This is a genomic window from Pseudomonadota bacterium (genome assembly GCA_018823285.1).
Classification (GTDB): Bacteria; Desulfobacterota; Desulfobulbia; order Desulfobulbales; family JAGXFP01; genus JAHJIQ01.
This window is the reverse complement of sequence record JAHJIQ010000065.1, coordinates 60,315-83,129: the sequence shown is the minus strand read 5'-3', so window position 1 is coordinate 83,129 and position 22,815 is coordinate 60,315. Positions and strand designations below refer to the sequence as shown.

General features: G+C 52.1%; 18 protein-coding genes. 3 read left to right on the top strand and 15 right to left on the bottom strand.

Going from position 1 to position 22,815, the window contains the following annotated elements:
* Positions 1-2 precede the first annotated feature (2 nt).
* From nifS to uvrC, 3 genes are all read right to left on the bottom strand, one after another.
* Positions 3-1,235 carry a cysteine desulfurase NifS gene (nifS, locus tag KKG35_14710; GenBank protein ID MBU1739380.1) on the bottom strand — a complete coding sequence of 411 codons (1,233 nt, stop codon included), beginning with the start codon at positions 1,233-1,235 and terminating at the stop codon, positions 3-5.
* Positions 1,232-2,071, bottom strand: a complete 840-nt coding sequence (gene nifU / locus KKG35_14705; GenBank protein ID MBU1739379.1) for a Fe-S cluster assembly protein NifU — start codon at positions 2,069-2,071, stop codon at positions 1,232-1,234. The genes nifS and nifU overlap by 4 nt, the downstream gene beginning before the upstream one ends.
* A gap of 230 nt (positions 2,072-2,301) precedes the next feature.
* Positions 2,302-4,122, bottom strand: a complete 1,821-nt coding sequence (uvrC, locus tag KKG35_14700; protein MBU1739378.1) for an excinuclease ABC subunit UvrC — start codon at positions 4,120-4,122, stop codon at positions 2,302-2,304.
* 212 nt (positions 4,123-4,334) lie between these two features.
* On the opposite strand from uvrC, the gene KKG35_14695 reads away from it, so the two are divergent.
* The gene (locus KKG35_14695; protein ID MBU1739377.1) at positions 4,335-5,837 is read left to right on the top strand and encodes a hypothetical protein; all 1,503 of its coding nucleotides are present in this window, start codon (positions 4,335-4,337) and stop codon (positions 5,835-5,837) included.
* 343 nt (positions 5,838-6,180) lie between these two features.
* Here KKG35_14695 and KKG35_14690 read toward each other — a convergent pair whose 3' ends face one another.
* The 9 genes from KKG35_14690 to KKG35_14650 all read right to left on the bottom strand — a co-directional run bounded on the left by KKG35_14690 (position 6,181) and on the right by KKG35_14650 (position 14,503).
* Positions 6,181-7,071, bottom strand: coding sequence for a hypothetical protein (locus KKG35_14690; GenBank protein MBU1739376.1), 891 nt, complete (start codon positions 7,069-7,071; stop codon positions 6,181-6,183).
* 125 nt (positions 7,072-7,196) lie between these two features.
* A complete protein-coding gene (locus KKG35_14685; GenBank protein ID MBU1739375.1) occupies positions 7,197-9,269 on the bottom strand; it encodes a tetratricopeptide repeat protein in 2,073 nt (690 codons plus the stop codon).
* A gap of 168 nt (positions 9,270-9,437) precedes the next feature.
* On the bottom strand, positions 9,438-10,469 hold the full coding sequence (locus KKG35_14680) for a hypothetical protein (protein ID MBU1739374.1): 1,032 nt from the start codon (positions 10,467-10,469) through the stop codon (positions 9,438-9,440).
* A complete protein-coding gene (locus KKG35_14675) occupies positions 10,459-11,145 on the bottom strand; it encodes an ABC transporter ATP-binding protein (GenBank protein MBU1739373.1) in 687 nt (228 codons plus the stop codon). Before KKG35_14675 ends, KKG35_14680 begins: the two co-directional genes overlap by 11 nt.
* A 31-nt stretch (positions 11,146-11,176) precedes the next feature.
* On the bottom strand, positions 11,177-12,292 hold the full coding sequence (locus tag KKG35_14670; GenBank protein MBU1739372.1) for an FtsX-like permease family protein: 1,116 nt from the start codon (positions 12,290-12,292) through the stop codon (positions 11,177-11,179).
* A 65-nt stretch (positions 12,293-12,357) separates the two neighbouring features.
* Positions 12,358-12,675 (bottom strand): hypothetical protein, encoded by a 318-nt coding sequence (locus KKG35_14665; protein MBU1739371.1) that lies wholly within the window; start codon positions 12,673-12,675, stop codon positions 12,358-12,360.
* Positions 12,676-12,677: 2 nt separating this feature from the next.
* A complete protein-coding gene (locus KKG35_14660; protein ID MBU1739370.1) occupies positions 12,678-13,244 on the bottom strand; it encodes a nitrous oxide reductase accessory protein NosL in 567 nt (188 codons plus the stop codon).
* A gap of 52 nt (positions 13,245-13,296) precedes the next feature.
* Positions 13,297-13,803 (bottom strand): redoxin domain-containing protein, encoded by a 507-nt coding sequence (locus KKG35_14655; GenBank protein MBU1739369.1) that lies wholly within the window; start codon positions 13,801-13,803, stop codon positions 13,297-13,299.
* Complete coding sequence (locus tag KKG35_14650; GenBank protein ID MBU1739368.1) at positions 13,790-14,503, bottom strand: ABC transporter ATP-binding protein; 714 nt, start codon at positions 14,501-14,503, stop codon at positions 13,790-13,792. Before KKG35_14650 ends, KKG35_14655 begins: the two co-directional genes overlap by 14 nt.
* A 442-nt stretch (positions 14,504-14,945) precedes the next feature.
* On the opposite strand from KKG35_14650, the gene KKG35_14645 reads away from it, so the two are divergent.
* Together KKG35_14645 and KKG35_14640 are read left to right on the top strand one after the other, a co-directional pair.
* A complete protein-coding gene (locus KKG35_14645; protein ID MBU1739367.1) occupies positions 14,946-16,115 on the top strand; it encodes a hypothetical protein in 1,170 nt (389 codons plus the stop codon).
* A gap of 124 nt (positions 16,116-16,239) precedes the next feature.
* The gene (locus KKG35_14640) at positions 16,240-17,436 is read left to right on the top strand and encodes an ABC transporter permease (protein ID MBU1739366.1); all 1,197 of its coding nucleotides are present in this window, start codon (positions 16,240-16,242) and stop codon (positions 17,434-17,436) included.
* A gap of 51 nt (positions 17,437-17,487) precedes the next feature.
* Here KKG35_14640 and KKG35_14635 read toward each other — a convergent pair whose 3' ends face one another.
* The 3 genes from KKG35_14635 to KKG35_14625 form a co-directional block, all read right to left on the bottom strand.
* Entirely contained in the window at positions 17,488-18,885 is a 1,398-nt protein-coding gene (locus KKG35_14635) for a sigma-54 dependent transcriptional regulator (GenBank protein MBU1739365.1), read from the bottom strand.
* Between the two features lie 12 nt (positions 18,886-18,897).
* Positions 18,898-20,418 (bottom strand): HAMP domain-containing protein, encoded by a 1,521-nt coding sequence (locus tag KKG35_14630; protein MBU1739364.1) that lies wholly within the window; start codon positions 20,416-20,418, stop codon positions 18,898-18,900.
* A gap of 768 nt (positions 20,419-21,186) precedes the next feature.
* A complete protein-coding gene (locus tag KKG35_14625) occupies positions 21,187-22,803 on the bottom strand; it encodes a HAMP domain-containing histidine kinase (protein MBU1739363.1) in 1,617 nt (538 codons plus the stop codon).
* Between the last annotated feature and the right edge of the window lie 12 nt (positions 22,804-22,815).

The window sequence follows — 22,815 nt, the reverse complement described above, 5'->3', positions numbered from 1 at the left end:
GGTTATTTACAGCCGCAGCCGCAGCTTCCGGCCCCATCATCCTTCTTCATCGCCTCTTCCCAGAATGGCGACATGGCGCGCAGGTCGGCAATGATCTTCGGCAGGTGTTCAATAACATAATCCACATCGTCTTCGCTGTTGTAAACGCTCAGGCTGAAACGGATCGAACCGTGGGCCGCGGTGAACGGCACCCCCATCGCCCGCAGGACATGCGACGGTTCAAGGGAGCCGGAGGTGCACGCCGAACCGGAGGAGGCACAGATGCCGAAACGGTCGAGGTGGAGCAGGATCGCCTCCCCTTCCACATATTCAAAGCTGATGTTGCTGGTATTGGGCAGGCGGTCGATTTTATGACCGTTTAAAAGTGAGCGGGGAATTTTTTTGAGCAAAGCGGACTCAAGACGGTCGCGCAGGGCCCGGACCCTGGTGTTTTCGTCAGCCATCCGCGCCGCCGCGAGCTCACACGCCTTGCCGAGCCCGATAATCGACGCGACGTTCTCGGTGCCTCCCCTGCGGCCGCGCTCCTGATGGCCGCCGATCATGAAGGGCGCATAGGGCGTCCCCTTGCGGACGTAAAGAACGCCGACCCCTTTGGCTGCGTGCAGCTTATGGCCTGAAATCGACAGAAAATCCACCGGCACCTCCGCCAGGTTGATCGGGATCTTGCCCACCGCCTGCACCGCATCGGTGTGAAAGAGAATCCCCCGCTCCTTGGCGATGGCGACCATTTTTTCAATGGGAAAGATGACCCCCGTCTCGTTGTTGGCCCACATGATGCTGACGATGGCGGTCTCGTCGGTGAGGCTCTCTTCATATTTCTTGAGATCGATGGTGCCGTCGCATTCAACGGGCAGCTGGGTCACCCGGTGTTTGTGACCGGTCAGGTTGTCAAGGCTTTCGCAGAGATGCTTGACCGCCGGATGCTCGACCCGTGAAGTGACGATATGCCTTTTGCCGGGAAGGGCCTGCAGAGCGGAAAGAATGGCGGTTGAATCACTTTCCGTGCCGCAGCTGGTGAAGATCAGCTCATCCGGAGATGCGCCGATCAGCGCGGCGATTTTCTGTCTGGCGGAGGCGATCCTGCTGCCGACCTGCCCGCCGAAGGTATGCATACTGGAGGGGTTGCCGTAGAACTCGCTGAAATAGGGCATCATCTCTTCCAGCACCTCGGGAGCGACCCGGGTGGTGGCGTTATTGTCCATATAGACGATTCTGGCGGTTTTTTCCGAGATCATGCTCTGCCCTCCTCGACCACCAGGGTGTCAAGGACCTGTTCGCGCAGTTTCTTTTCCACGTACTCCTTCAGGGTCGTCTGCGATTTCAGACAGCTGCTGCAGGAGCCGCGCAGGGAAACGGTGACGAAATCGCCATCGACATCGATCAGCTCGATATCCCCGCCGTCCTTGCGCAGGGTCGGCCGGATCTCCCGGTCGAGAACATCCTCGATCATCTTGATCTTCTGGATATTGGTCATCCGTTTGGGGCGCTGGTCGGGTATAAAGGGCTGGATCCCTACCTTGCGGACCTCTTTAATGAGTTCCTCAAGCCGGTCGTGACATTTGCCGCAGCCACCGCCGGCCTTGGTGAAGTTGGTGATCTCCTCAACCGTCTGCAGATTGCTTTCCTGGATCGCCCTTTTCACTTCGAGGTCGGTCACGCCGAAACACTCGCAGACCACTTCACCTTCCGCCATGGGCAGGGTGACGCCGCGGTAATCGGCGATGGCCGCTTCCAGGGCCTCGCGGCCCATGACCGAGCAGTGCATCTTCTCTTTCGGCAGGCCGCCCAGGGCCTTGGCGATGTCCTCATTGGAAACTTTGGCGGCCTCGGTAAGGCTCATCCCTTTGACCAGTTCGGTAAGGACCGAGGAAGAGGCAATGGCGCTGGCGCAGCCGAAGGTCTTGAATTTCGCCTCGGTGATGATCTCGTTCTCATCAACCTTCAGGGTCAGTTTCAGAGCGTCGCCACAGGCCAGGGAGCCGACTTCACCGGTTGCATCGGCATTTTCGACCTCGCCGACATTTTTCGGGGTAAGAAAGTGCTGTTTTACTTCGTCTGTATATTCCCACATGGCTTTAGCAGCTCCTGAAAAAACTTGAAAAGGAAATGGATACTCATGGATGCCGGCCCTCTGAAAATGGCGCCGGCCTGTAAAATGATTCGTCATCTTAATTTTTCGGCACTTAAAAAGCAATACTAAAGCTTTTCTCCTGGCTTCTGACTCCTGACTTCCGGCTTCTTGTGGAATACAGGCACGAAAAAATCGCCAAACCCCATTGGTTGTCGGGAGAGGAACCTGACTCAGAAAGTTGAGTGCAGATTGTTAAAAATCGTCAGCGCCAGTTCGGGGCCGACTCCTTCTACCGCAGTCAATTCTGCAACGGTTGCCTCTTTTACTCTTTTCAGACTGCCGAAATGCTTCAACAGGGTCTTTTTCCGGGAGGGTCCGACCCCAGGGATGTCGTCGAGCAGGGAACGGATGGAACCTTTGCTGCGCAGCTTCCGGTGGAACGTGATCCCGAAACGGTGTGACTCATCGCGGATTTTCATGAAGAACAGCAGGACCGGGTTCCCCGCTTTCAGATCGAGCGGGTTTTTTCGCCCCGGAGTGAAGATCCTTTCCCCCTTGTCATTTTTGTCCTTGGCAATTGAGGCAAGCGCAACCTGGTCGATCAGGCCATGATCCTTCAGAACGTCAAGCGCGACATTGAGCTGCCCTTTCCCGCCGTCGATAATGAGGAGGTCAGGAAGGGATCGTTCGTTTTTTTTATCGAGACGCCGGTTCAGAACTTCCCGGATCATCCGGTAATCATCGGGAGTGTCGTCATTTGCGATGCGATAATGGCGGTAGTTTTTCTTGTCCGGCTCGCCGTTGGTAAAACAGACCAGCGACCCGACCGCCTGTTTGCCGCCGATATTTGAGATGTCGAGACATTCGATCTGACGCGGCGCCACCTTCATCTGCAGGTTTTTTTCAACCGATCTGAGAAGCGCCTCGTTGGACCGCTCCCGCTTTTCCCGGTCGGCAAAGACCTGGGAAGCGTTTCCCCGGGCCATGTTTACCAGGTTGACCAGAATTCCCCGCTGGGGAACTTTGATACCGACCCGGCTTCCCTTCAGATCAAGAAGCCACTCTTCGAGCAATTCATGGTCGTCGATGCGGTCGGAGACGATGATCTCAGGCGGAATGAGTCGGTCATCACCATAAAACTGTTCCATTGCTTCGGCGAGAATCTGCCCGTCATCACCCAGCGGTTCGGCGATAAAATAGGAGAGGTGGCCGTTGATCGCCCCCTCCCGGATAAAGAGAAAAGAGACTGCGACCGATGGGCCTTGCCGGGCCAGCGCAATAATGTCCTGGTCTTTGAAATGGGCCGCGGAAACGACCTGCTTTTCCAAGGTCTTGGCAAGGGCCTGGAGGCGATCGCGATAGAGGGCGGCCTTTTCGAAATCCTGTCTGCCCGAAGCGTTTTTCATCTCTTCTTCAAGCCAGCGGCCGAGCTCCTTGCGATGGCCGGAAAGGGTTGTGATGACCCGTTCAACGTTATTCAGATACTCATCACGGTCTGCAAGGCCGCTGCACGGGGCAAGACATCTGCCGATCTGATAATTCAGGCACGGCCTCTGGCGGGCGGTCAGTTCGGTGCCTTTGCAGTTCCGCAGGGGAAAGACTTTCTTCACCAGGCGCAATGTTTCATTCATCGCCGAAGCCGATGAATAAGGGCCGAAGTACCGGCTCCCGTCTTTTGCCCTCCTTCTGGTGACCACGACCCGCGGCCATCTTTCGTGCAAGGTCACTTTGATATAGGGGTAATTCTTGTCATCGCGAAGAATGACATTGTAACGGGGACGATGCTTTTTGATTAACGACGCTTCAAGGATCAGCGCTTCTTTTTCGGTTCCGGTCACGATCGTTTCGATCTTCCGGGTGTGAGCCAGCAAAGCGATTGTTTTCGAATGCGCAGATCCGTCGGCGCGTTTATAGGAGGAAAGACGTTTCCTGAGATCCCTTGCCTTTCCGACATACAACACCACATCACTCTTCCCGTACATCATATAAACTCCGGGAAAATGGGGGACCGAGGCAAGGAAGGAATCTGTGAGAACCGATGGTGAAGGCATGGCTTCAAGTTTTCATGTTTTGACGAGGAATGTAAACTGCTTTTTTTGATAAGGATATCCTATTTCTGATATCCTTATGGTAAAGATTAACTGAATTGCCGTAAGATCGCCCCACGTTATTGTGACCGGGTGGAGTGATGAATGTAAACAAGCTGGATTATTCCCGATGTCCCCCTTCTGAAAAAATCGATAATGAATTGGAGGTGTTCCAAATGAAGACGAGATTTGTTGCCCCGGCAATAACTCTGACCTGGCTTGCTTTCACGCCTTTTGCAGCTTTTGCCAACGGCGGCGTTTCGACCGATTCATGCGTCGGCTGTCATGTCACGGAAACACCTGCAATCGTCAGCCAGTGGCAGGACAGCAAACACAACCGGGTCGGGGTGAAGTGCTATGACTGCCACCGGGCCATGGATGACGACCCGGCCGGATTTGAGCATCAGGGGGTCAGGGTGACACCCCTGGTCACCCCGAAATACTGTGCGGGATGCCATCCAAAGCAGGCCCGGGAATTTAAAGAGAGCCTGCACGACGAGGCGGGGCTTTTTTCCCTCTCCTCCTATGCGATACAGGGAGAAGCCGATATTAGAGATGGCGTGACCTATGGCAAGACGGGAAACTACAAGGCCAACCACTCGCGGGAAAGCGCGGAGGCGGGCTGCCTTGACTGTCATGGCACCGTGATCCAGGTCGGCAAGGACGGCACACTCATCAACTGGCCGAACATGGGCATCGGACGCTTCAATCCCGACGGCAGTGTCGGCAGTTGTGCCGCCTGTCACACCAGGCATGTCTTCAGCATTGCGCAGGCAAGAAAGCCGGAAACCTGCGGCAACTGTCATCTCGGGCCGGACCATCCCCAGCGTGAGATCTACGAGGAAAGCAAGCACGGCAATCTGGTGGCAGCCAATGGTGAGAGTTACAACTGGTCCGCCCCTCCCGGCCAATGGGGCCCGGAAGATGCGGAGGCCCCGACCTGTGCGGTCTGCCACATGAGCGGTTTCGGAGGGATTATCGAATCGACCCATAACGTGAGCGCCCGCCTGAAATGGGAACTTGAGCCGGTATTCTCCTGGCCGACCGATCAGAAATACCAGGCCGGCAGGGAGGAATATCCGATCGACCCCGCGATTGCCAAACGGTATGAGACGATCCATAACCTGCCCGCCGGGTCGCTGAAATCGGTCCCCACCGGTGGCCCCAATCCTTTTGCCGAAGCGGAAAAATTCTCACCGGAAGTGTATGCCGCCTATGTCGGTCCGGGTAAATGGTGGGAAAAGGGGGAAACCAGGCTCGACGCCTTCGGTGGTGATGCCCTCCGCACCCCGTATGAAAAGCGGGAGGACATGCTCTATATCTGCTCGAACTGCCATGTCCGGAGCTGGGCCGAGGGTGATCTGAAAAAAGCCGATGCGGTGATCGATGTCTACAATGCCGTATCCCTCGCGATCAAGGTCAAATTTTACGACCCGATCAAGAAGGAGAAGCTCGACGAGGGAATTAAATTCAACGGCCAGAGCGCGGTCGACAATCTCTGGCATGAGACCTGGCACCATGAAGGGAGAATCTGGCGGATGGGCGGTTTCATGCAGGGCCAGGACTGGCAGCACTGGGAGGGTTCCTACAAGGTCGCGGTTGACGGCGCCCGGCTGGCCGACTGGTATGAAAAACTGAAAATACGGAAAGCAGTCAAGGAAAAACTGGGGCTCGAATGACCTCTAGCCCTTGAAAGCACAAAAAAAAGCCCGGGACTGACCCGGGCTTTTTTTATGCCGATTCCCATCGTCTTTCGGTCATTGGCACCTTCGCCGGTTTGGCAAGCTCACTGTTATCCTTCGACAGGCTCAGGATGAACGGAATAACTATTACACCGACTCATCCAACCCCTGATTCCTAATCATCCGGAGCTTGTTCTCAAATCATCCTGAGTCTTGCCGAAGGCTGGCCCGGATTGATTGCGCCACCATTTCGGTGATATTGCCGTACCACAGGTCTGCTGAAGATGAGGGGGAATCATATTATTGCTTGCGACTAATGACCACCGGGGACAGATATGGTTCAAGCCATTTCGCTGACCCCGAAAATCTCCCGGTAAAGAATCCCGCTCATCACGACAAACATCGGCATGGTCCAGATGATGCCGAGCCCGAGCGGAATCAGGCTGAGGAGATAAATAAAGCCCATGACGAAATACAGCCCGAAAACCTTGAACCAGTGCTTGTGGATCGCCTTGCGGGATGCCTCCATGGCCTGCCACGCACTCATTTTCTTGTCGACGATCAGCGGAATGACCAGCATGTAAGCAAGGCTCAAATAAATTCCCGGGAGAATGAGCAGAATAAAGCCGAGAGTGGTCATGATCGAGACCAGGAAAGCGGCAATCACAATCGGCACCACGAAACCGAAATAGCCGAATGCCATTTTATAGCTGATCGGCAGATCGACTGCCCGGCGGATTCCGATCATCATGATTCCGGCCAGAAACGGATACATGGCAACCGTCAGGGCAAGCTGCAGGGCTCCGGAAATGGCGATACTTTCTGAGCGGGCGCCGACCAGGCCCAGCAGGACGCCCATGAGAATTGAAAACCCCATGACAATCAGAAAAACCAGGATGCCGGCACCCCAGAGAGGCCCTTTGGCACCGCTGGTTTTCTGCCACGCTTCACGGATGATGTCCATGATCGCGAAATCATAGCCGGTATCTGGCGAAACACTCTTTGCGGAAGACGCCGGGGTGAAGCCGGGATTTCTGAATTGTGATGGTTTGGGGTCGGGAGGGGCGAGAATAGTGTCATCGAAATCAGGATTGGATGGGCGCTCTTCCCGGCTGAAAAAAATTTTTTCACCACAACCCGGGCAGGAAACACTGGCCTTCTTGCCGACCGGCACCTTCTCGTCGGCGACATGGCCGATAACCTTCCGGCACTTCTCACAGAAAATATCCATACCGTCTCCTTAATAATATGTTTGGCGTTATCTTTAAGTTTTTCGTTTGCTGTCGTGATTCTGATTCGATTCTTGCAGATTTTATGAGTTATGTAAACTTGAAAGACAAATGCTTCTCACTCTCTTCATTTAGAAGAATAGGTTTTCCCCTCCAGTTTCTGCAAATTTCGGCGGGCCAGGGAAAAGCCGGGATCTTTGGCCAGCGCCAGGTTGAAATGTTCACGGGCGGAAACATTTTTTCCCAGAAACATCAGGGCCAACCCCAAACGGTTATGGAGAGTGGGATCTTCTTTGTTCAGGGCAAGGGCTGCCTGGAAATGCTCTACTGCTTTTTCGTAGTTCCCGTTTCTCGCAAAGATCACGCCCAGATTATTATGCGCTTCGGGATGGGCGGGTCGGATCTGCAGTGACTTTTTGAAATGGTCGACGGCTTCCGCATTTTTGCCGATCTTTGCCAGCATGATCCCTAAATTGTTGTTCAAGTCAGGGTCCAGGTGCTCCCGATTGATCTTCAAGGCCAGGTTGTAATGTTTGATCGCATCGGCAAAGTAGCCGAGTTCTCCGAATGATACGGCCAGATTGTAATGACCGTTGGCATCGTCAGGGTGTGCCGCAATCGCCCGTTTGAAGTACTCAATCGCAGAAGCAGAATCCCCCAGCCTGGAGAGGGCGATACCGAGATTGTTCAGGGCTTCCCCGTTTCGGGAATCAATGGCCAAAGCCGCCTGGAAATGTTTCATGGCCTGCGCGGTATCCCCTCTTTCCTGCAGGGCCTGGCCAAGAGCGTTGTAAATCCTGACCTCGAAAGGGTGCTTTTGCAGGCAGTCCTGCCATAAAGAGACATCGTTGCTCCAGACCATATTCCGCTGCCAGGTCCAGAATGAAAACAACACGAACAGGAGGGGCAGGATTGCTCTGTACACCCATTTTTGCATGATGAATTCCCGTAACAGCAGAACCATCAACAGCATGAACAGCATTGACGGCAGATAGGTCCTGTGCTCAAAAAAAATCTCCAGGCCGATAAAGGATGACTCCAGCACAAGATTGCCGAAAAACCACAGCAGACAGAAGGCATACAACCGGAATCTTTTTGCCAGGATAATAGCCGTGAGCAACAGTCCGTTAAGGAACAGCAACGCCGGGACTGTCGACATCGGTTCGGTCAGGGAAAGGGAAAGTGGAAACTCGTGCAGCAGAGAAAGCCTGTCGGGATGCGGCAGGATTAGGAGATCGAGATAATGGAGAATCACCCGGGGTTCGGTCAGCACTCTTTGCCAGAGGGTAAAGTTGCGATTTGCGTAGGAGGCAAGGATTGTATCGAGGGGATTTAAACCGAGGTAGGCGAAAGTTGTGACGACAATGATCATGACGACGGCGATCATTGCCTTGAGGTTTTTTTGCAGCCACTGAAGGCTGAGGTCCTGGAAAAAGAACCATTCATAGAGAAAAATGAAGACCGGTGCGGTCACTGCGATTTCCTTCGAACCCAGGGCCAGCAGAAATGAGATCATGGCAAGTGCGGCAAGGACCCATCTCCTGTTTTCGCTTTCTGTGAAACGGGCCTTGATATAGCAAAGGAAGGTCAACAGGTAGAAGAGAGCGGCCAGACTGTTCATCCTCTGGACGATATAGGTGACTGATTGCACATGCAGCGGGTGGACAAACCAGAGCACCGTGGCCCAGAAGGCAATTTCCGGCGCAGCCGGGTTAACCTGTTTATTGGCAGGCAAGCCAAGGGTCAGAATAAGAAATCTGTACAAAAGGAACCCGTTGACAGCGTGGATTAAAAAATTGATCAGGCGAAAAGAGGCGGCATCATGACCATTCAGAAAGATATTCAGGATGAAGGAGAAATTTGAGACCGGTCTGGTCGAGTTCGGGCTTTTTACCAGGGCCTCTCTGATTTTTTCCAGACTGAATCCGTCCAGCTGAAAATAGCTGTTGCGGCTTATATTCGGAACATCATCGAACAGGAACGGGCTGTGCAGAGCATGGCCATAGATGGTCGCCGTCAGCAGGGCCAGGAACAGAGCGACCTGCAGGTTTCTTTTTCCGTACCATCTCTGCAGAAAGTCCTGTCGGGGAACCTCCTGGCTGACGGACAGAGGTTCCCTGCTGTTTTGCGGATTTAGCCCTTCTCTGGTAACTGGCCTTACCTGTTTCGCATCTTTCCTGTGCCGTGATTTTCTGCCCAACTGTCTCTCCCCTTCCCCCGGGTGAAGTATATCAGGACCGCACGCCCGGGTTTAACTGCCTACTGCTCTCAACCATCGGCCGGAACCTGCCGGAGTATTGTTACGGCAGGTCGAAGACAATTCTAACAGGCCAAGGGATAAAGTAAATACCAACCTGCCGGATGCGGATCAGAGGGACTCACCGCCGGTAATCATGTATTTCAGATAGTGATAGGAGGAGGCACAGATGAAGATGGCCAGGAAGAGAGTTGAGAGAATCACCGCCGTTCTGCCGTACTTTACAGCAGCGTCACCCAGACCGGTGTTTCTGGTTACAAACTTCGCGAACGCCGGGGAAACTCCTGCGAATGTACCGGCCAGGAGCGCGGTATAGATCAGGACGCCGATGTAATTGTATTCAGGCTTGATGATGTCAAAGGGGCATCGATGGGAAGGCATGGCGTAAATATATGAAGAGAGGACACTGGTAATGGCCAGCAGAGAAACCAGGAAAAAAATGGCCCAGCCGGCTGTGTAAAGCAACAGCAGAAAGCCGGCTGTTCGCTCCCCGGTTTTCACCGGCAGCACCTTTCCCAGCAGGAGTCCGAGGATGAAAAGAAAGGCGGCCAGAGTGTAGAACACGGGCAGCACAGGCGCGGACAGAGCGCCGATCAGGTTCCTGCCCTCCCCTGCCGCATCGCTAAAGACCACCGCACAGCAGGAAGTGATGATATCCGGGTCGAGGTTCGCGATATAGGCGGTCTGCAGCGCCTGGTCGATGATCACCACCGGCAGCAGGAAAAGCAGGTAGCTGAATTTGAATCTGACCAGAGGGTAGGATTCCGACCTGATGTCAAGCTGGTGGGTCAGGATCCAGAAGGCGTAGAGGAAAAAACCGCTGATCTTGAAAAGGAGGGCGGGCATGCCATAGCCGTTGGCGAGGAGAGTGCCGGTCGCGCACATCGCCCCGGCGATGACCTTGCTGTAGTTGTCGGCCGCCAGCAGAAAAAGCAGCAGGCTGAAGGCCTGGACCGCCAGCGCGTACTCGACCAGGGTCGAGGCGAGCCAGGTTTCGCTCTCGAGTCTGATCTGCAGATTACTGTCACTGCCGGGGTTCCAGTACCGGATGACCCGGAAGGCTGTCCGGGCGGCAATGGTCATCAGGAAGATAACAATGATGCTGCACAGGGTCAGGCTTAAGCTCCAGGCGTTAAGGAACATCGATCCTTCCGTCCTTGATGTCGATGATGCGATCCAGCAATGGATTCTCGGTGACCAATGGGTCATGGGAGGCAATGATAATGGTCTTGCCGCCTGCCTTCAGATCGTTCATGATCCCCAGGAATTCCTTGCTCAGCTTCGTATCCAGATGGGCGGTCGGTTCATCGGCCAGAATAATCGGCTGCTCGTTGATCAGGGCTCTGGCGATCGCGACCCTTTGCAGCTCACCGCCGGAAATCTGTCTTGCCGGGAACGCCTGCCGGTGGGAGATGTTGAATTTTTCCATTAACCGGGAGGCCCTGCGGTTGCGCTCAGAGGGCTCGACGCCGAGTGGAATCAGAGGGAGGGTTATATTGTCCCGCACGGTCAGGTCGGGCAGGATATTAAACTGCTGAAAAATAAAACCGATGGAGTTGCGCCGGTGAATGGTCATGAATCGGTCCGGCAGCCTGGAGAGCAGTTTTCCTGCGATCGTCGCCCTGCCGCTGGTGGGGGGGAACAGGCAGCCGATGATCGCCAGCAGGGTTGATTTCCCTGAGCCGCTGGCCCCTTTCAGACAGACCATGCTGTTTTCAGGGATCTGCAGATTGATGTCAGTCAGGGCATTCACCTCGTTTGTTTCGCCGAGATTGTACGTTTTGCTGACTCTACTGAGTTCGATAATATGATTGACCATGGGTCCCGTCTGCAATTGAATATTCCATTTTCTATTTGATGGCCGCATCGGGCGGGATGGTTGAACTGCGCCAGGCCGGGATAATCGTCGCCGCCATATAGGGCAGGACCGCAAGGCTGAACACCAGCAGCATGTCTTTAGTAGCGACTTCCGGAACTAGTTTCAGGGCCGGATGGATGACCGACCAGCCGATCAGCACCGGCCGGAAAAGAGATCCTTCGAACAGGAGAACATGCATATAGGCGGCGGTGTAACCGGCCAGGAAGGAGACTCCGGAGAGAACCAGACCTTCCCACATCCGCAGGGTGAGGATGTCGGAAGTCTGCCAGCCGAGGACTTTTAAAATGCCGATCTCCCTCTTTTCCTCGGGCGACAGCCCGGAAGCCTTGTCCCAGGCCATGATGATAAAGGCGACCAGGGCCGATAGCAGGCAGATTGAAGCAAATCCGCTCCGCCAGCCGAAGACAACCTGATAGGTCTTCCGGATCTGGGGACTGGTCAGAACTCTGGTATCCGGAAGAATGGCGGCAATCTTGCGGGCAGTGGTTTCAATCTCGTTCGGGTTGTTGACATAGACGCAGAAATCCGTTGCATATTCCGGGGGGATCGCAAAGAGATCCCTGGCGTCGGCCAGAGTGAGAGCCAGCAGATCGCCGGTGAGAAGATTTGAGGTCTCGGGAAAATAGCCGGTGACCGTCAATGATTTCAAGGTGAGATCCGGACGGAAAAGAGACATCTGCTTTCTTTCGCCGAGACCAAGGCTCTGCACGACATAACGGCCAAGCACGACGCCGTGTTCGTTCTCTTTAGGGAAATGACCCACGATCACTTCATCGATCTTTTTCCCGTACGGCATGACTTCAGGGTCGACGGCGAGAACGGTGTAGTTCGCTCCGGAGGTTTCGTCAAAATAATATCCCCAGACCCGCGGGGCGATAGTTCTGATACCGAAGAGGCCGGAAAGCTTTTCGGCGTAGGCGACCGGGATGTTCTCCTGCCTGCCGGCGGTCATTTTCTGAATAATGATTTCCGGAGAGCGTTCGAGGAGAATTTCGGCGGTTCTGGTCAGGCTGCCGGTCAGGATCTGGAAGGAGGCAAGAAGAAAGATTACCGCGGTAAAAACCAGCATCACGCCAAGGTTCTTCATCCTGCGGCGCCAGATCGAGGAAAGTGAATAGTCGAGGAGACTGAAATGTTTTTCCAGTGCGCGGTTCAACTTTTTCTCCGGGAGGAGGCGGTGATCTGTTCCGGAACCCCCCAGAAAGATCCCGAAGGAAAATGCTCAAGGGCTCCGGGATGATCCATGAACGGTGAAATCGGATCTGATATTGAGGGGTGCCTGGTATAGCGGGCTTCCGTTGCGATGCAGAGGTCCGTGAGACCGAGCGCGGAACTCAGGATGTTGGTCTGCCTGGTCCAGGAGTTCCGTTGTTTCAGTATTTTCTTCGAGTTCAGATACAGACCTGTATCGACAACGATTAACAGCACGATGGTCAGGAAGAGGATGTGGCCGGGACGTATCTGCTGCATGTTTATTTCATCATGTGACCCGATCGGAGAGTGTTGACCAGGTCAGAGGTTATTTCCGGAAAGGTATAAATCGCTTTTCCCTTGTGATCGGTCATAAAGGACTCAGCCGCAGCCCGGCTTGCAAACGGGACAAGCTCATGCCCCATCGGTCCGAGCACATCACTGCCGGCGACATAAAAGGCTGATTCTCCCCGAATCCATTTCAATGAATAATAATCCTTGACCCAGATCTCCGAAATATCCTGGACTTTACCGTGAATGAAAGATTCCGGGGTTGCCCGGAATGCCATCATGTCCTTGACACCGTCAAAATTATAGACGGAGTTGTCGGTGGTTCTGATCTGGGTGATCCAGACATCATATTTGGCCACAAACATGCCGCAGACCGGGCACCTGGCGTCGGCGGCGATCACCTCAAGAGGTTCGGCTGAGATGTGGTCGTAATGACCCGGCCAGTAGATCAGCAGGGCAAAAAAAGAAAAAAACAGGGCCGCCGGAAGGAGGTTCCGGCGACAATTGAGTACGCCGGGACGAAACAGGCGATGGAAGTGTTCTGATTTGTTGTTCATGATTCAGCTGAAGACCTGTTGGATTAATAAGCTGTTGATTGCGGAAACTGCATTACTGCAGATGTTTTTTGAGGAGTTCGTCAAGTTCCGCTTCGGTTACCCCTCCCAATATGGCACCGATTATAACATGATCCGGACCGAGAATAATAGCCTGCGGTTCAACCCGGACGCGAAAAAGATCTGACACCTTTTTATTGAAATCAATCGCCACCGGAAACGGGATGGCGAGTTCCGCCACAAACTTCTCGACTCTTTTTCTGTCAACCGTTGTGGTCAGGTAGAGAACCTTCAAGCCTTTATCTTTGTGTTTGGCATAATACTCGTTGAAAACCGGGGTGTCGGCCCGGCAGAATTTGCAGTCGGTAACGAAAAAACGGATGATCACCGGCATCCCTGCGGCATTGGCCAGACTGAATGGTTGGCCGGAAAGATCCTCAACCAGAAAATCGGGGGCTTTGTCCCCTACTTTCAGTTTTTTCATTTTTTCGGACCCGCAGCCGGCAATCAAGAGGATCGCGACACAGGCGCTGATCAGGAGAAGGGTTCTAGGCATCTTCATCGGCAGTCCCATCCGGAGTGATTTCAGAAATACTCCCCTTCTGCATCATAAAGGTGCGGGGTTGATGCTGGGTTGCGCACAAATGTGAATTGTGGGTGACAACCAGAAAGGTTGTATTCTGCTCGGTATTGTATTTTCTGAAGATCCGGAGAATGTCGTTTTCTGTTTCTTCATCCAGATCTCCGGTGGGTTCATCGGCCAGAATGATCTCCGGTCGGGTAATAAAGGCTCTGGCAATAGCAACTCGCCGCTGTTGACCACCGGAGAGCTGCGCCGGGAATGATGTTTTCTTATCGGCAAGTCCAACTTGCTCCAGAAGAGCATGGGCATGGGCAATATCTTCGGGCATTGATTTTTTGCCGGGAGAGAATGATAGCGGGAGCAGCACGTTTTCAAGGGTTGTCAGGGTTGGGATCAGGCTGCCGAACTGGAAAATAAAACCGATTGTCCGGTTGCGCATCAAAGCGAGATCAATTTCCGACTGCTTCCAGCAGTCGATGCCATTAATCGTTACTGATCCCTGATCAGGCTTGGCAAGTCCGCCGATCATACTCAACAGGGTGGTTTTTCCGGACCCTGAATGACCGAGAATTATGGCGAACTCTCCACGGTTGATCGAGAGTGAAGCATGATCGACCGCACCAACCTCATCACCGTCAATGATATATTTTTTTACCAGGTCACAGCATTCTATCTGCATTATCAAACCCTCAAGGGAAATTTACCGATCAGCGATCATTCAGCCAGAAACAAACTAGCTGATTGTGTTTCTTTAATCAAGAATCAGTTTGCTTTTCGGATGGCATCCGCTATGCGGCCCGGCTATATTGTACCATCGACTTATAATAACTAAGGTATGGACATGGCAACCACACTGTGGTATTTTGCTTTTCGATTCTTTAGGAGTTGAAATTTGAACTGATTTGTATTTTATAAATGTCAATTATTAACTCTCTGCTAGAAAAAAATATATTTCCCTCTTTTTTTTCGTACCACGCTGTGGTATTATCTATGCTTGTGGTTTTAGTTGGATCAAGATTTATTTTGTAGTAAGCCTTTTTAAGGCTTGGCTCGGCAGCATTACTGCTCAAAGAACTATTGTCATGTTGCTGAACTTTTAATTGATGAAGGAGGAGGAAAGCATGAAAGTATCAAAGAAGTTGTTAGTTGGTTCAATGCTGGTTGGTGCGGTGGCGGTCGGCGCTCTCTGCATTAATCAGCCCACAGTTTCAGCTATGGGCAGCAAACCTGCCGCCGACAGCAGCAGTGCATCCAGCAAGACCTATAACGGTACATTTTATGTTGCCGGTATGGGTGGTCATTATGCCAAGGCTGTTGCGACAATTGATCCGTCTGCTGACCAGCCGATCCAGCTGACCGCGCCGGTCACCAAAATCGATATCGGCACCAGGGCTACTCATCCCACCCATGATGCCAGAATCGACAACAATGACCGCAACACCATGTTCTGGTCGACCTACAAGATCGACAAGGATGCCGGCGGCACTCATGTCGGCAAGACCGATCTCAAGACCGGGAAGGTTCTGCAGGACGTATTGGTAGACGTTCCGCCGGAAGCGACCAATACCGGCGCCATGTACTGTGCTTCAGGACAGGCCAAGGATCATTTCATTCCGATTACCATGTCCAGTAAAGCCTACATCGATGTGTTCAACAAATCCGACCTGCAGAGAGTCCAGAGGGTATTCCTCGAGGGCACCGAAGCCGCTATCCCTGCTCCTTACAAGTTCTATCACGGCAACACCAACAACGCGATGACCAAACTGCTGATCATCGCCAATGAAGCCGACAAGGATCACGGCACAACCAACGGCAAAATGCATCTCGTGGAACTTGACCTGGCCAAATTCGTCAAGGGCGAGATCAAAGTCCTCAATAAAGGTGTAATTGCCGGCACCCCGAAAAGCGTGACTTTCCGTGCCTATTATTCACCGGATGACTCCATGATCGCAGCTTCCGGCGGCGACGTTATGTTCCTGGTTGACGCCAAAACCCTCACCGCAATTGATACCGAGCCGGTGAGCAGCATCGACCATAATCATGATGCGATTTTCACCCCGGACGGCAAATATATTGTTGCCACCTCCAGATGGAAACAGGTCGGACCGGAATGTGAAGATCCGACCAAACCCAAAGAAGGCGAATTCACCATGGACGGCGTTCTCAAGCTGTATGATGTTGAGAAGAAGATGTTTGTCGGCAAACATACCTCGGTATGTCTTGCCTGCCATACCCCTGAAGGTGTTGAGCAGCACGCCATCCTTTGTGGTCTGGACGCCAATTTCAACTAAGAGTATAGTTCCTGCTTACTCTGTTTGAAGATATGTGCTAAAAAGAGGAGGGGGTAACCCCTCCTCTTTTTTTGTCTTTTTACATCGAAAACAAACTGAATATCGTGAGTGAAAAAGGATTCCCATGCCGGCACCCTCTGAAAAAATAGCTTCGATAACCGCAATAGCCTGGAAAAGCGTCACCAGAAAAATGTTTCGTAATCTGGTTCTGGTGCTTGCTGTTTCGATGCTTGTCTCTCTTCTGGTCTTTGCCCTCCTTTTCAACAGGTCAATCAAAGAGGATATTGAAGCTGCTTCGCAGAAGCTTGGCGCTGATATCGTAGTCGTTCCTCCTGAAGCCGTTGAACTCGCGGAAGAATTCATTCTGGAAAGCGATGAGAAGACCTTTTACATGGATGAGTTTGTCTTCGAGTCGTTAAAAGATCTGCCGGAAGTCAAGGCCGCGACCTATCACATTTATCTCGACACCCTGGAATCCGAGTGTTGCAGTATCGTCGAAGGTCAGGTCGTTGCCATTGACCAGGACACTGATTTCGTGATCAAACCCTGGCTGGATACCGACGTTGAGCTCGGTGAGGGTGAGGTGTATATCGGGAGTTATGTGCACGAATTTTTGGGGCTGATCAACACCGCCACTCTTTTCGGCCACGATATTAAAGTTGTCGGGCATCTTGAAGAGACTGGAACCGGTCTTGATCACGGGGTTTTCATGCGCAGAAAGGATCTTGATACCATTTCAGTCGAGTCAACCGGCCAGCGTAAAAAAACCGATATTTCCATTGTGTTCCTGAAACTGAAGGAAGGGGTTTCCCTTGATGACGGGGTTGCCGCAGTCAGAAACGCGAACCCCAGAGTGGGGCTGATGACCAGAGGCAGTATCGGCAAAGATGTCAGATCCACCCTGAAAGACATCACCAGGATTTTCACGATTACCATCTTTATTGCCTCGTTTCTTGCCGTGCTGCTTGCCTGGTCGACTTTTACCGCCATCACCAATGAACGGCAGCGGGAGATAGGTATCCTTCAGGCCATCGGCGCGCGAAGAATCCATATCATCAATATGTTCGTCAGTGAGGCGGCGATTATCAGCCTCTTCGGCGGGGTGATCGGAGTTGTTACCGGTCATCTGCTGCTGAACATTCTTGCCGCCGATTTCAGCCTGATGAGCCGACTTGGTGAAATTTCAGTGACCTCTCCAGGCAGCATTCTCTTCAGCCTGCTGGCAATGTTTCTGGGCAGTCTCTCCTGTCTGGCCGGGGCGTTTTTCCCGATCTGGCGTCTTGCCAGAATGGAGCCGCTTCTCGCCCTGAAGGGCGACTGACACCCGGCATGTTGACAGCTTGCCGGCGGAGTCCAGAAATTCCAGGACCGGTCAGACCTTTATCCTGTATTTCTTGATCTTGTCCAAGAGTGAGGGGAAGCTCAGCTCGAGTATCTCTGCTGCCTTTGATCGATTTCCCCCGGTTTTTTCGATGGCCTTCTGGATCAGATTTTTTTCCCAGATGGCCTTTGCCTTTTTCAGGGAGAGCGTCCCTGCCGCCAGGGGCTCTTCTTCGAGGCAGCAACTGTTTTCTGTTCGGGAAATGAAATTGAAATCCCTGCTTCGAATCTCCTCGCCGTCGGCCATGATCATGGCCCGTTCCAGACTGTTCTCAAGCTCCCTTACATTCCCCGGCCAAGGGTATACAAGAAGTTCCGCCATGGCGTCCCTGGCAATTCCGGTAACCCCAAGGCCCATTTTTTTGTTGAACTTTTCAATAAAGTTTCTGCAGAGATCCGGGATATCATCCGGATGCTCCCGCAGTGGTGGAATCTGCAGTGGCATGACATTCAGCCGATAGAAGAGATCTTCTCTGAAATTCCCCGCTTCAATTTCCGCCCCAAGGTCTCGGGAGGTAGCGGCGATCACCCGGACATCGATTTTTCTGTCGGTTGTTGCGCCGATGGGCCGAATTTCATTTTCCTGCAGCACCCGGAGCAGTTTTACCTGGAGCGCCAGAGGCAGCTCGCCAACTTCATCCAGAAAAAGAGTGCCCCCTTCAGCCTCTTCAAAAAGACCTTTCTTGTTGCGATCGGCTCCGGTGAAAGATCCTTTGAGATGACCGAACAATTCACTTTCGAGAAGGGTTTCCGGAATCCCTCCGCAGTTAACCGGAACGAGCGGTTTGTCCGCACGTTCACTTGCATAATGGATCCCCCGGGCAACGAGCTCTTTTCCGGTACCGGATTCACCGGTAATCAGCACGGTCGTCCGGTACTGGGCGACTTTCACCGCAAGGCTGAAAAGGTTCTGCATTGATCTGCTTCTGCCGACCATGTTCCGGAGGTTCCATTCCCCTTCCAGAGTACGCAGGCGATTCTTCAGGCTGTTGTTTTCCCTGCGAAGTTTCTCCCGCTCCTCCGCTTTTTTTAATGTCAGCAGCACCTCATCCGTTTTAAAGGGCTTTGAGATGAAATCATATGCCCCCGCCTTCATCGCATCAAGGGCAAGATCAATGGTGCCATATGCGGACATCATGATCACAGTCGCATCGCCCTTAACGGCTTGTGAGCGCCTGAGGAACTCCATACCATCGATATTGGGCATTTTGACATCACAGAGAATAAAATCGAATTGAGACCGGTCCAGCAGGGTCAAGGCTTCACGACCGTCAGCGGCTGTTTCTACCTGGTAACCCGAATGCTCGGCAAGGACTTTGAGCATGTGTCGCATGTTTTCCTCATCATCAATAACGAGGAGTTTGTTCAGGTCACTGGTCAGTTTTGTCATTAAAATTCCATATCAGGATGCAGGCGGCCGGTTTACGACCGGCAAGGTGATGGTAATGGTCATCCCGCCGTTGCCGGAGTCTGCGAAAATGGTCCCACCCAGGTTTTCAACCATGGTGAAACAGATGGACAACCCAAGTCCGGTGCCTTTGCCGGGTTCCTTGGTAGTATAAAACGGATCGAAAATATTCTGCAACTTTTCCGGCTCAACACCGGGGCCGTTATCACGAAATGAGATGGTGACCGCCTGAATACTTCCATTTTCAAGGGTTGCATCATCGGTGATTATTTCAATTCTGCCGTCGCTGATTCCCGCTGCATGGATAGCATCAGCTCCATTGATCAGGAGATTGATAAATATCTGCTTAAGCTGTCCGGCCGAGGCAGGCACCAGGCTGCTGGATGCCTTCAGTTCGGTTGCGATCACTATGTCGGAGGTGAGAGGCTGAACGCTGCAGATCTCCGCCACTTCACTGATCACCTTGTTGAGGTCGGTGATTTCCGCAACATCATCCTGGGGATACCTTGCGAAATCAAGGAGCTGCCTGATAATGGTATTGATCCTGTTCACTTCCTTTTCGGCTCTGGCCAGAAAGTCTTTCTTCTGATCGTCTGAAATAGCGTTCTGCTTCAGCAGATCCAGATAACCGATGACGATCCCGACCGGATTGCCGATTTCATGGGCGATCCCTGCGGAAAGTCTTCCCACCGAGGCAAGTTTTTCGGCCCGGATGACCTCCTGCTGGGCCTGCATCAGTTCCGTATTCGTTTTCTCAAGGGTGCGGATGGATTCCTGGAGTTTGCTTCTGTCGTCCTTGATTCGGTTGAGCATTTTATTGAGGGATCTGGACAGGATATTGAATTCGTTTTCCCTGGTGTTCTGGGTAAAGGAAAATTCCTGGTTGTCGGCAAATTCTTCAGCAGTGCTCACCAGACTGTTAATCGGTCTGACAAGAGAACGATACAGCCTGTGAAAACCCAGCAGCGTCAGGGCGAACAGATTGATCAGGAAATAAACGGCAAAGACCCGCTGGGAATTCCGAAGGGCTTCGTAATAGGAACGAAGAGAAAGTTCGACCGCGACAGATTTGAGGAGATTTCCGGAGTCTTTAAAAGGAGAGGAAACAACCATACTCTTGCTTCCGGGCCAGAGTATGCCCCATGTTTTGCCGATCAATGAAGAACCCGGCAGACCGGTGACCAGGGATTTATGTGCCTGGGACTGCAGGGCAGAACTTGCGCTGCAATCCCTCCCGGAGATGGAGACAATTTCGCTGCTGCTGTTGACGAGCATGATACAGGAGGCTTCCGTCTCTTTCATGGCTTCGGCAAGAGATGGGGCGCTGAAGGTTCCGGTGTTGTCGGCAAGAAGCGGCCTCGCCATGACCATTAATGCAGTTCCGGAAACAAGGCGGGATTTCATTAATTCCTGTCGCAGGGTGCCGAACATTACCAGATCAACAAGCAACATGGCTGCTGTAATCAGCAGAACAAGATTGACAATAATGCCGGGTTTCAATCCCCTGGAAAACATTCTGAAAATCACCAGCGACAACTCATTTGCATGCCATAGGAAAAAGAGCGGTTCCGATTGATAATGATGCTAATCCTTAACACCAAATATGATTTTTTGCCAATGAACATGCATCGCGAAACGCATTCCCGCAGCTCGAAGTCTGCGCTATCTGCTGCGGGGAGCTTCAATTACAGCGGTGCAGTTGTCTTGGGAAAGCAGATGCCTCGGGAAAGAGGGATGCTTTATTGACCAGAAGGTGAAAAAAAAAAGAATCCTTGCTGCTTACAAGCCGGGGGATAGACAAACCGTAAGCAACAAGGAAAGAGAGGGAAGAAGTCCAGAGCCAGAGAACGTTCTTCCCCTTACTTCATCTGTCAGTATTCAGATATTAGGTGTCCATACTGACAGAAAGCACACATACCTGGAGCCAGCAAATATGTGCGCAAGGTGTGTCCGGTTGTTTGTGACCGGACAAGTATCATTTGATGCCTTGCAATATACTGTCAATTCAATGAATGAATCAATACTGGAAAACCACCATGTTACTAACAGGTTTTTCCCCGTAGTTTTTTTCGTGCAAATGAAACCGGAAACGAATGGCCTGCAGGAATGTTTCAAGAAAAAGCAACAAAATCAGACACTTATTGAAGCTCCACGCGGCAGATAGCAAACGGCGTGCGACTTCGAGCCACGGGGAATCTCCGTATGGAAGGTTACTTACATCAGATTCGCTCACTAACCCCGCAGCAGATAGCGCAGACTTCGAGCTGCGGGGAATGCGTTTCGCTATGCATGTTCAAAAGCCGCTGTTTCATTTGAGGAGGCCCTGGGAACCAGCAGGTGGAATGTTGCCCCCTTCCCTGCGCCGTCACTTTCGGCATAAATTCTGCCTCCCATCCCGGACAGGGTATTGGCAACCCAATGGAGTCCAAGCCCGCTGTGTTCCGAATCTTTTTTGCTGCTGCGGCCTCTTTTGAAGAGCAATTCGAACCGTTCCGGTTTGATTCCCTCCCCGTTATCTTTGAACACCAGATGGATCATTTCTGAACCGGAATCTTTTTCAACGGATGCGGATATTGAGAGAAGCCCATTGTCAATCCCGCTTCTCATGATTGATTCGATGCCATTGGTCAGAATGTTGGTTACAATCTGGATGAACACGATCCGGTGGGTGAGTATTTCGCCGGAATCTTTCAGGAACGGATCAACTTCGATTTCCACCTTGTTTCTGCATGCCGGTTTCAGCAGGGGCAGGGTTTCACTGAATATTTCGTACAGATCACACCACTGGACCGGATGGGTAACCTGGGTATATCTGTGCTGATCGGTCAGAATAGAATTGATGATGTACGCCGTCGACTCAATCTGTTTGTTTGCAACCTGGATTTTTTCAAATTGCTGTTCAGTGGTCTCGGTTGCAAGATCGATGTATTCGAGAAGTTCCGTGTAGCTGGGGTCGGAACATTTTCCGTTCCTGGCCAGCAATTCCTTGACCGCCTTGCGGATGTTCCCGGTTCTGGATTTCCGGATGAGAGTGTTGATTTTCTCGCATCCGGAAGTAATCCCGGAGAATGAGTTTTTTACATTGTGAAGAATATCCGCCGCAACTTCAGACATGCCCGATTGATAGGACTGTTCGAGCAATCTGTCCTGGGTTCGGGCAAGTTTGGTTGTCATTTCGTTAAAGGAAACGGCAAGTCCGGCCAGTTCATCCTTGCCTGAAATCTCGATTTTTTTTCGAAAATTTCCTTTTGCCAGCAACCGGGTATGCTCGACCAGCTTATCCAGCCTGCTGCCGATCGTTTTATTGAGCGAATAGGATAACCAGAAGAGAATCGTGATAAAGATAAAGCCGATGCTGTTCATCATTGTCATATGAAACCGGACATACTGGTCGTGCTCTTTTTTGGATTCCGAGAGCTCCTTCTTTTCCTGAATGATCCAGTTGTCAATGATTTTAACAAATTCTCCGCCGAGTTCATTGACATAAAAATTCTTTTTGAAAGCCACTGCTTCAGAGAAACTGCCGGCGGCAAGAAGTGAATTCAAATGCTCCTGGCCCTGCTGCAGCTGCTTTTGTTTCTCCTTGAGAAGATATTCGAGCCCTTTCTCATCCTGTTCCGCTTCCTCGAAACCGGCAAAAAGTTCAGGGACATGATATCGCTTGTTGATCGCCCAGATATCATTAAAAGCGGCGGACAGCTGTTTTGAAAGAAGAGAGAAATCCGCCGGCTCACCGGATGATGCGACCACAATGCTGTTTACAATCCTGTTCTCTTTGTTGACAGCATTTTCAAGGGCCAACAGGGCAACGAGTTCGAGATTGATGTGGTCAAGCCCTTCATTCAAGATCTCGCCTTTATGGATCATGATTTTTTGTGAGACCAAATCCAGAATGGTCATTGAAAAAATGAT

Excerpts from the sequence above, each read along its gene's own strand:
- nifS (MBU1739380.1), bottom strand. The coding sequence starts at position 1,235 with ATGATCTCGGAAAAAACCGCCAGAATCGTCTATATGGACAATAACGCC.
- nifU (MBU1739379.1), bottom strand. The coding sequence starts at position 2,071 with ATGTGGGAATATACAGACGAAGTAAAACAGCACTTTCTTACCCCGAAA.
- uvrC (MBU1739378.1), bottom strand. The coding sequence starts at position 4,122 with ATGCCTTCACCATCGGTTCTCACAGATTCCTTCCTTGCCTCGGTCCCC.
- KKG35_14695 (MBU1739377.1), top strand. The coding sequence starts at position 4,335 with ATGAAGACGAGATTTGTTGCCCCGGCAATAACTCTGACCTGGCTTGCT.
- KKG35_14690 (MBU1739376.1), bottom strand. The coding sequence starts at position 7,071 with ATGGATATTTTCTGTGAGAAGTGCCGGAAGGTTATCGGCCATGTCGCC.
- KKG35_14680 (MBU1739374.1), bottom strand. The coding sequence starts at position 10,469 with ATGTTCCTTAACGCCTGGAGCTTAAGCCTGACCCTGTGCAGCATCATT.
- KKG35_14675 (MBU1739373.1), bottom strand. The coding sequence starts at position 11,145 with ATGGTCAATCATATTATCGAACTCAGTAGAGTCAGCAAAACGTACAAT.
- KKG35_14670 (MBU1739372.1), bottom strand. The coding sequence starts at position 12,292 with ATGAAGAACCTTGGCGTGATGCTGGTTTTTACCGCGGTAATCTTTCTT.
- KKG35_14665 (MBU1739371.1), bottom strand. The coding sequence starts at position 12,675 with ATGCAGCAGATACGTCCCGGCCACATCCTCTTCCTGACCATCGTGCTG.
- KKG35_14660 (MBU1739370.1), bottom strand. The coding sequence starts at position 13,244 with ATGAACAACAAATCAGAACACTTCCATCGCCTGTTTCGTCCCGGCGTA.
- KKG35_14655 (MBU1739369.1), bottom strand. The coding sequence starts at position 13,803 with ATGAAGATGCCTAGAACCCTTCTCCTGATCAGCGCCTGTGTCGCGATC.
- KKG35_14650 (MBU1739368.1), bottom strand. The coding sequence starts at position 14,503 with ATGCAGATAGAATGCTGTGACCTGGTAAAAAAATATATCATTGACGGT.
- KKG35_14645 (MBU1739367.1), top strand. The coding sequence starts at position 14,946 with ATGAAAGTATCAAAGAAGTTGTTAGTTGGTTCAATGCTGGTTGGTGCG.
- KKG35_14640 (MBU1739366.1), top strand. The coding sequence starts at position 16,240 with ATGCCGGCACCCTCTGAAAAAATAGCTTCGATAACCGCAATAGCCTGG.
- KKG35_14635 (MBU1739365.1), bottom strand. The coding sequence starts at position 18,885 with ATGACAAAACTGACCAGTGACCTGAACAAACTCCTCGTTATTGATGAT.
- KKG35_14630 (MBU1739364.1), bottom strand. The coding sequence starts at position 20,418 with ATGTTTTCCAGGGGATTGAAACCCGGCATTATTGTCAATCTTGTTCTG.
- KKG35_14625 (MBU1739363.1), bottom strand. The coding sequence starts at position 22,803 with ATGACCATTCTGGATTTGGTCTCACAAAAAATCATGATCCATAAAGGC.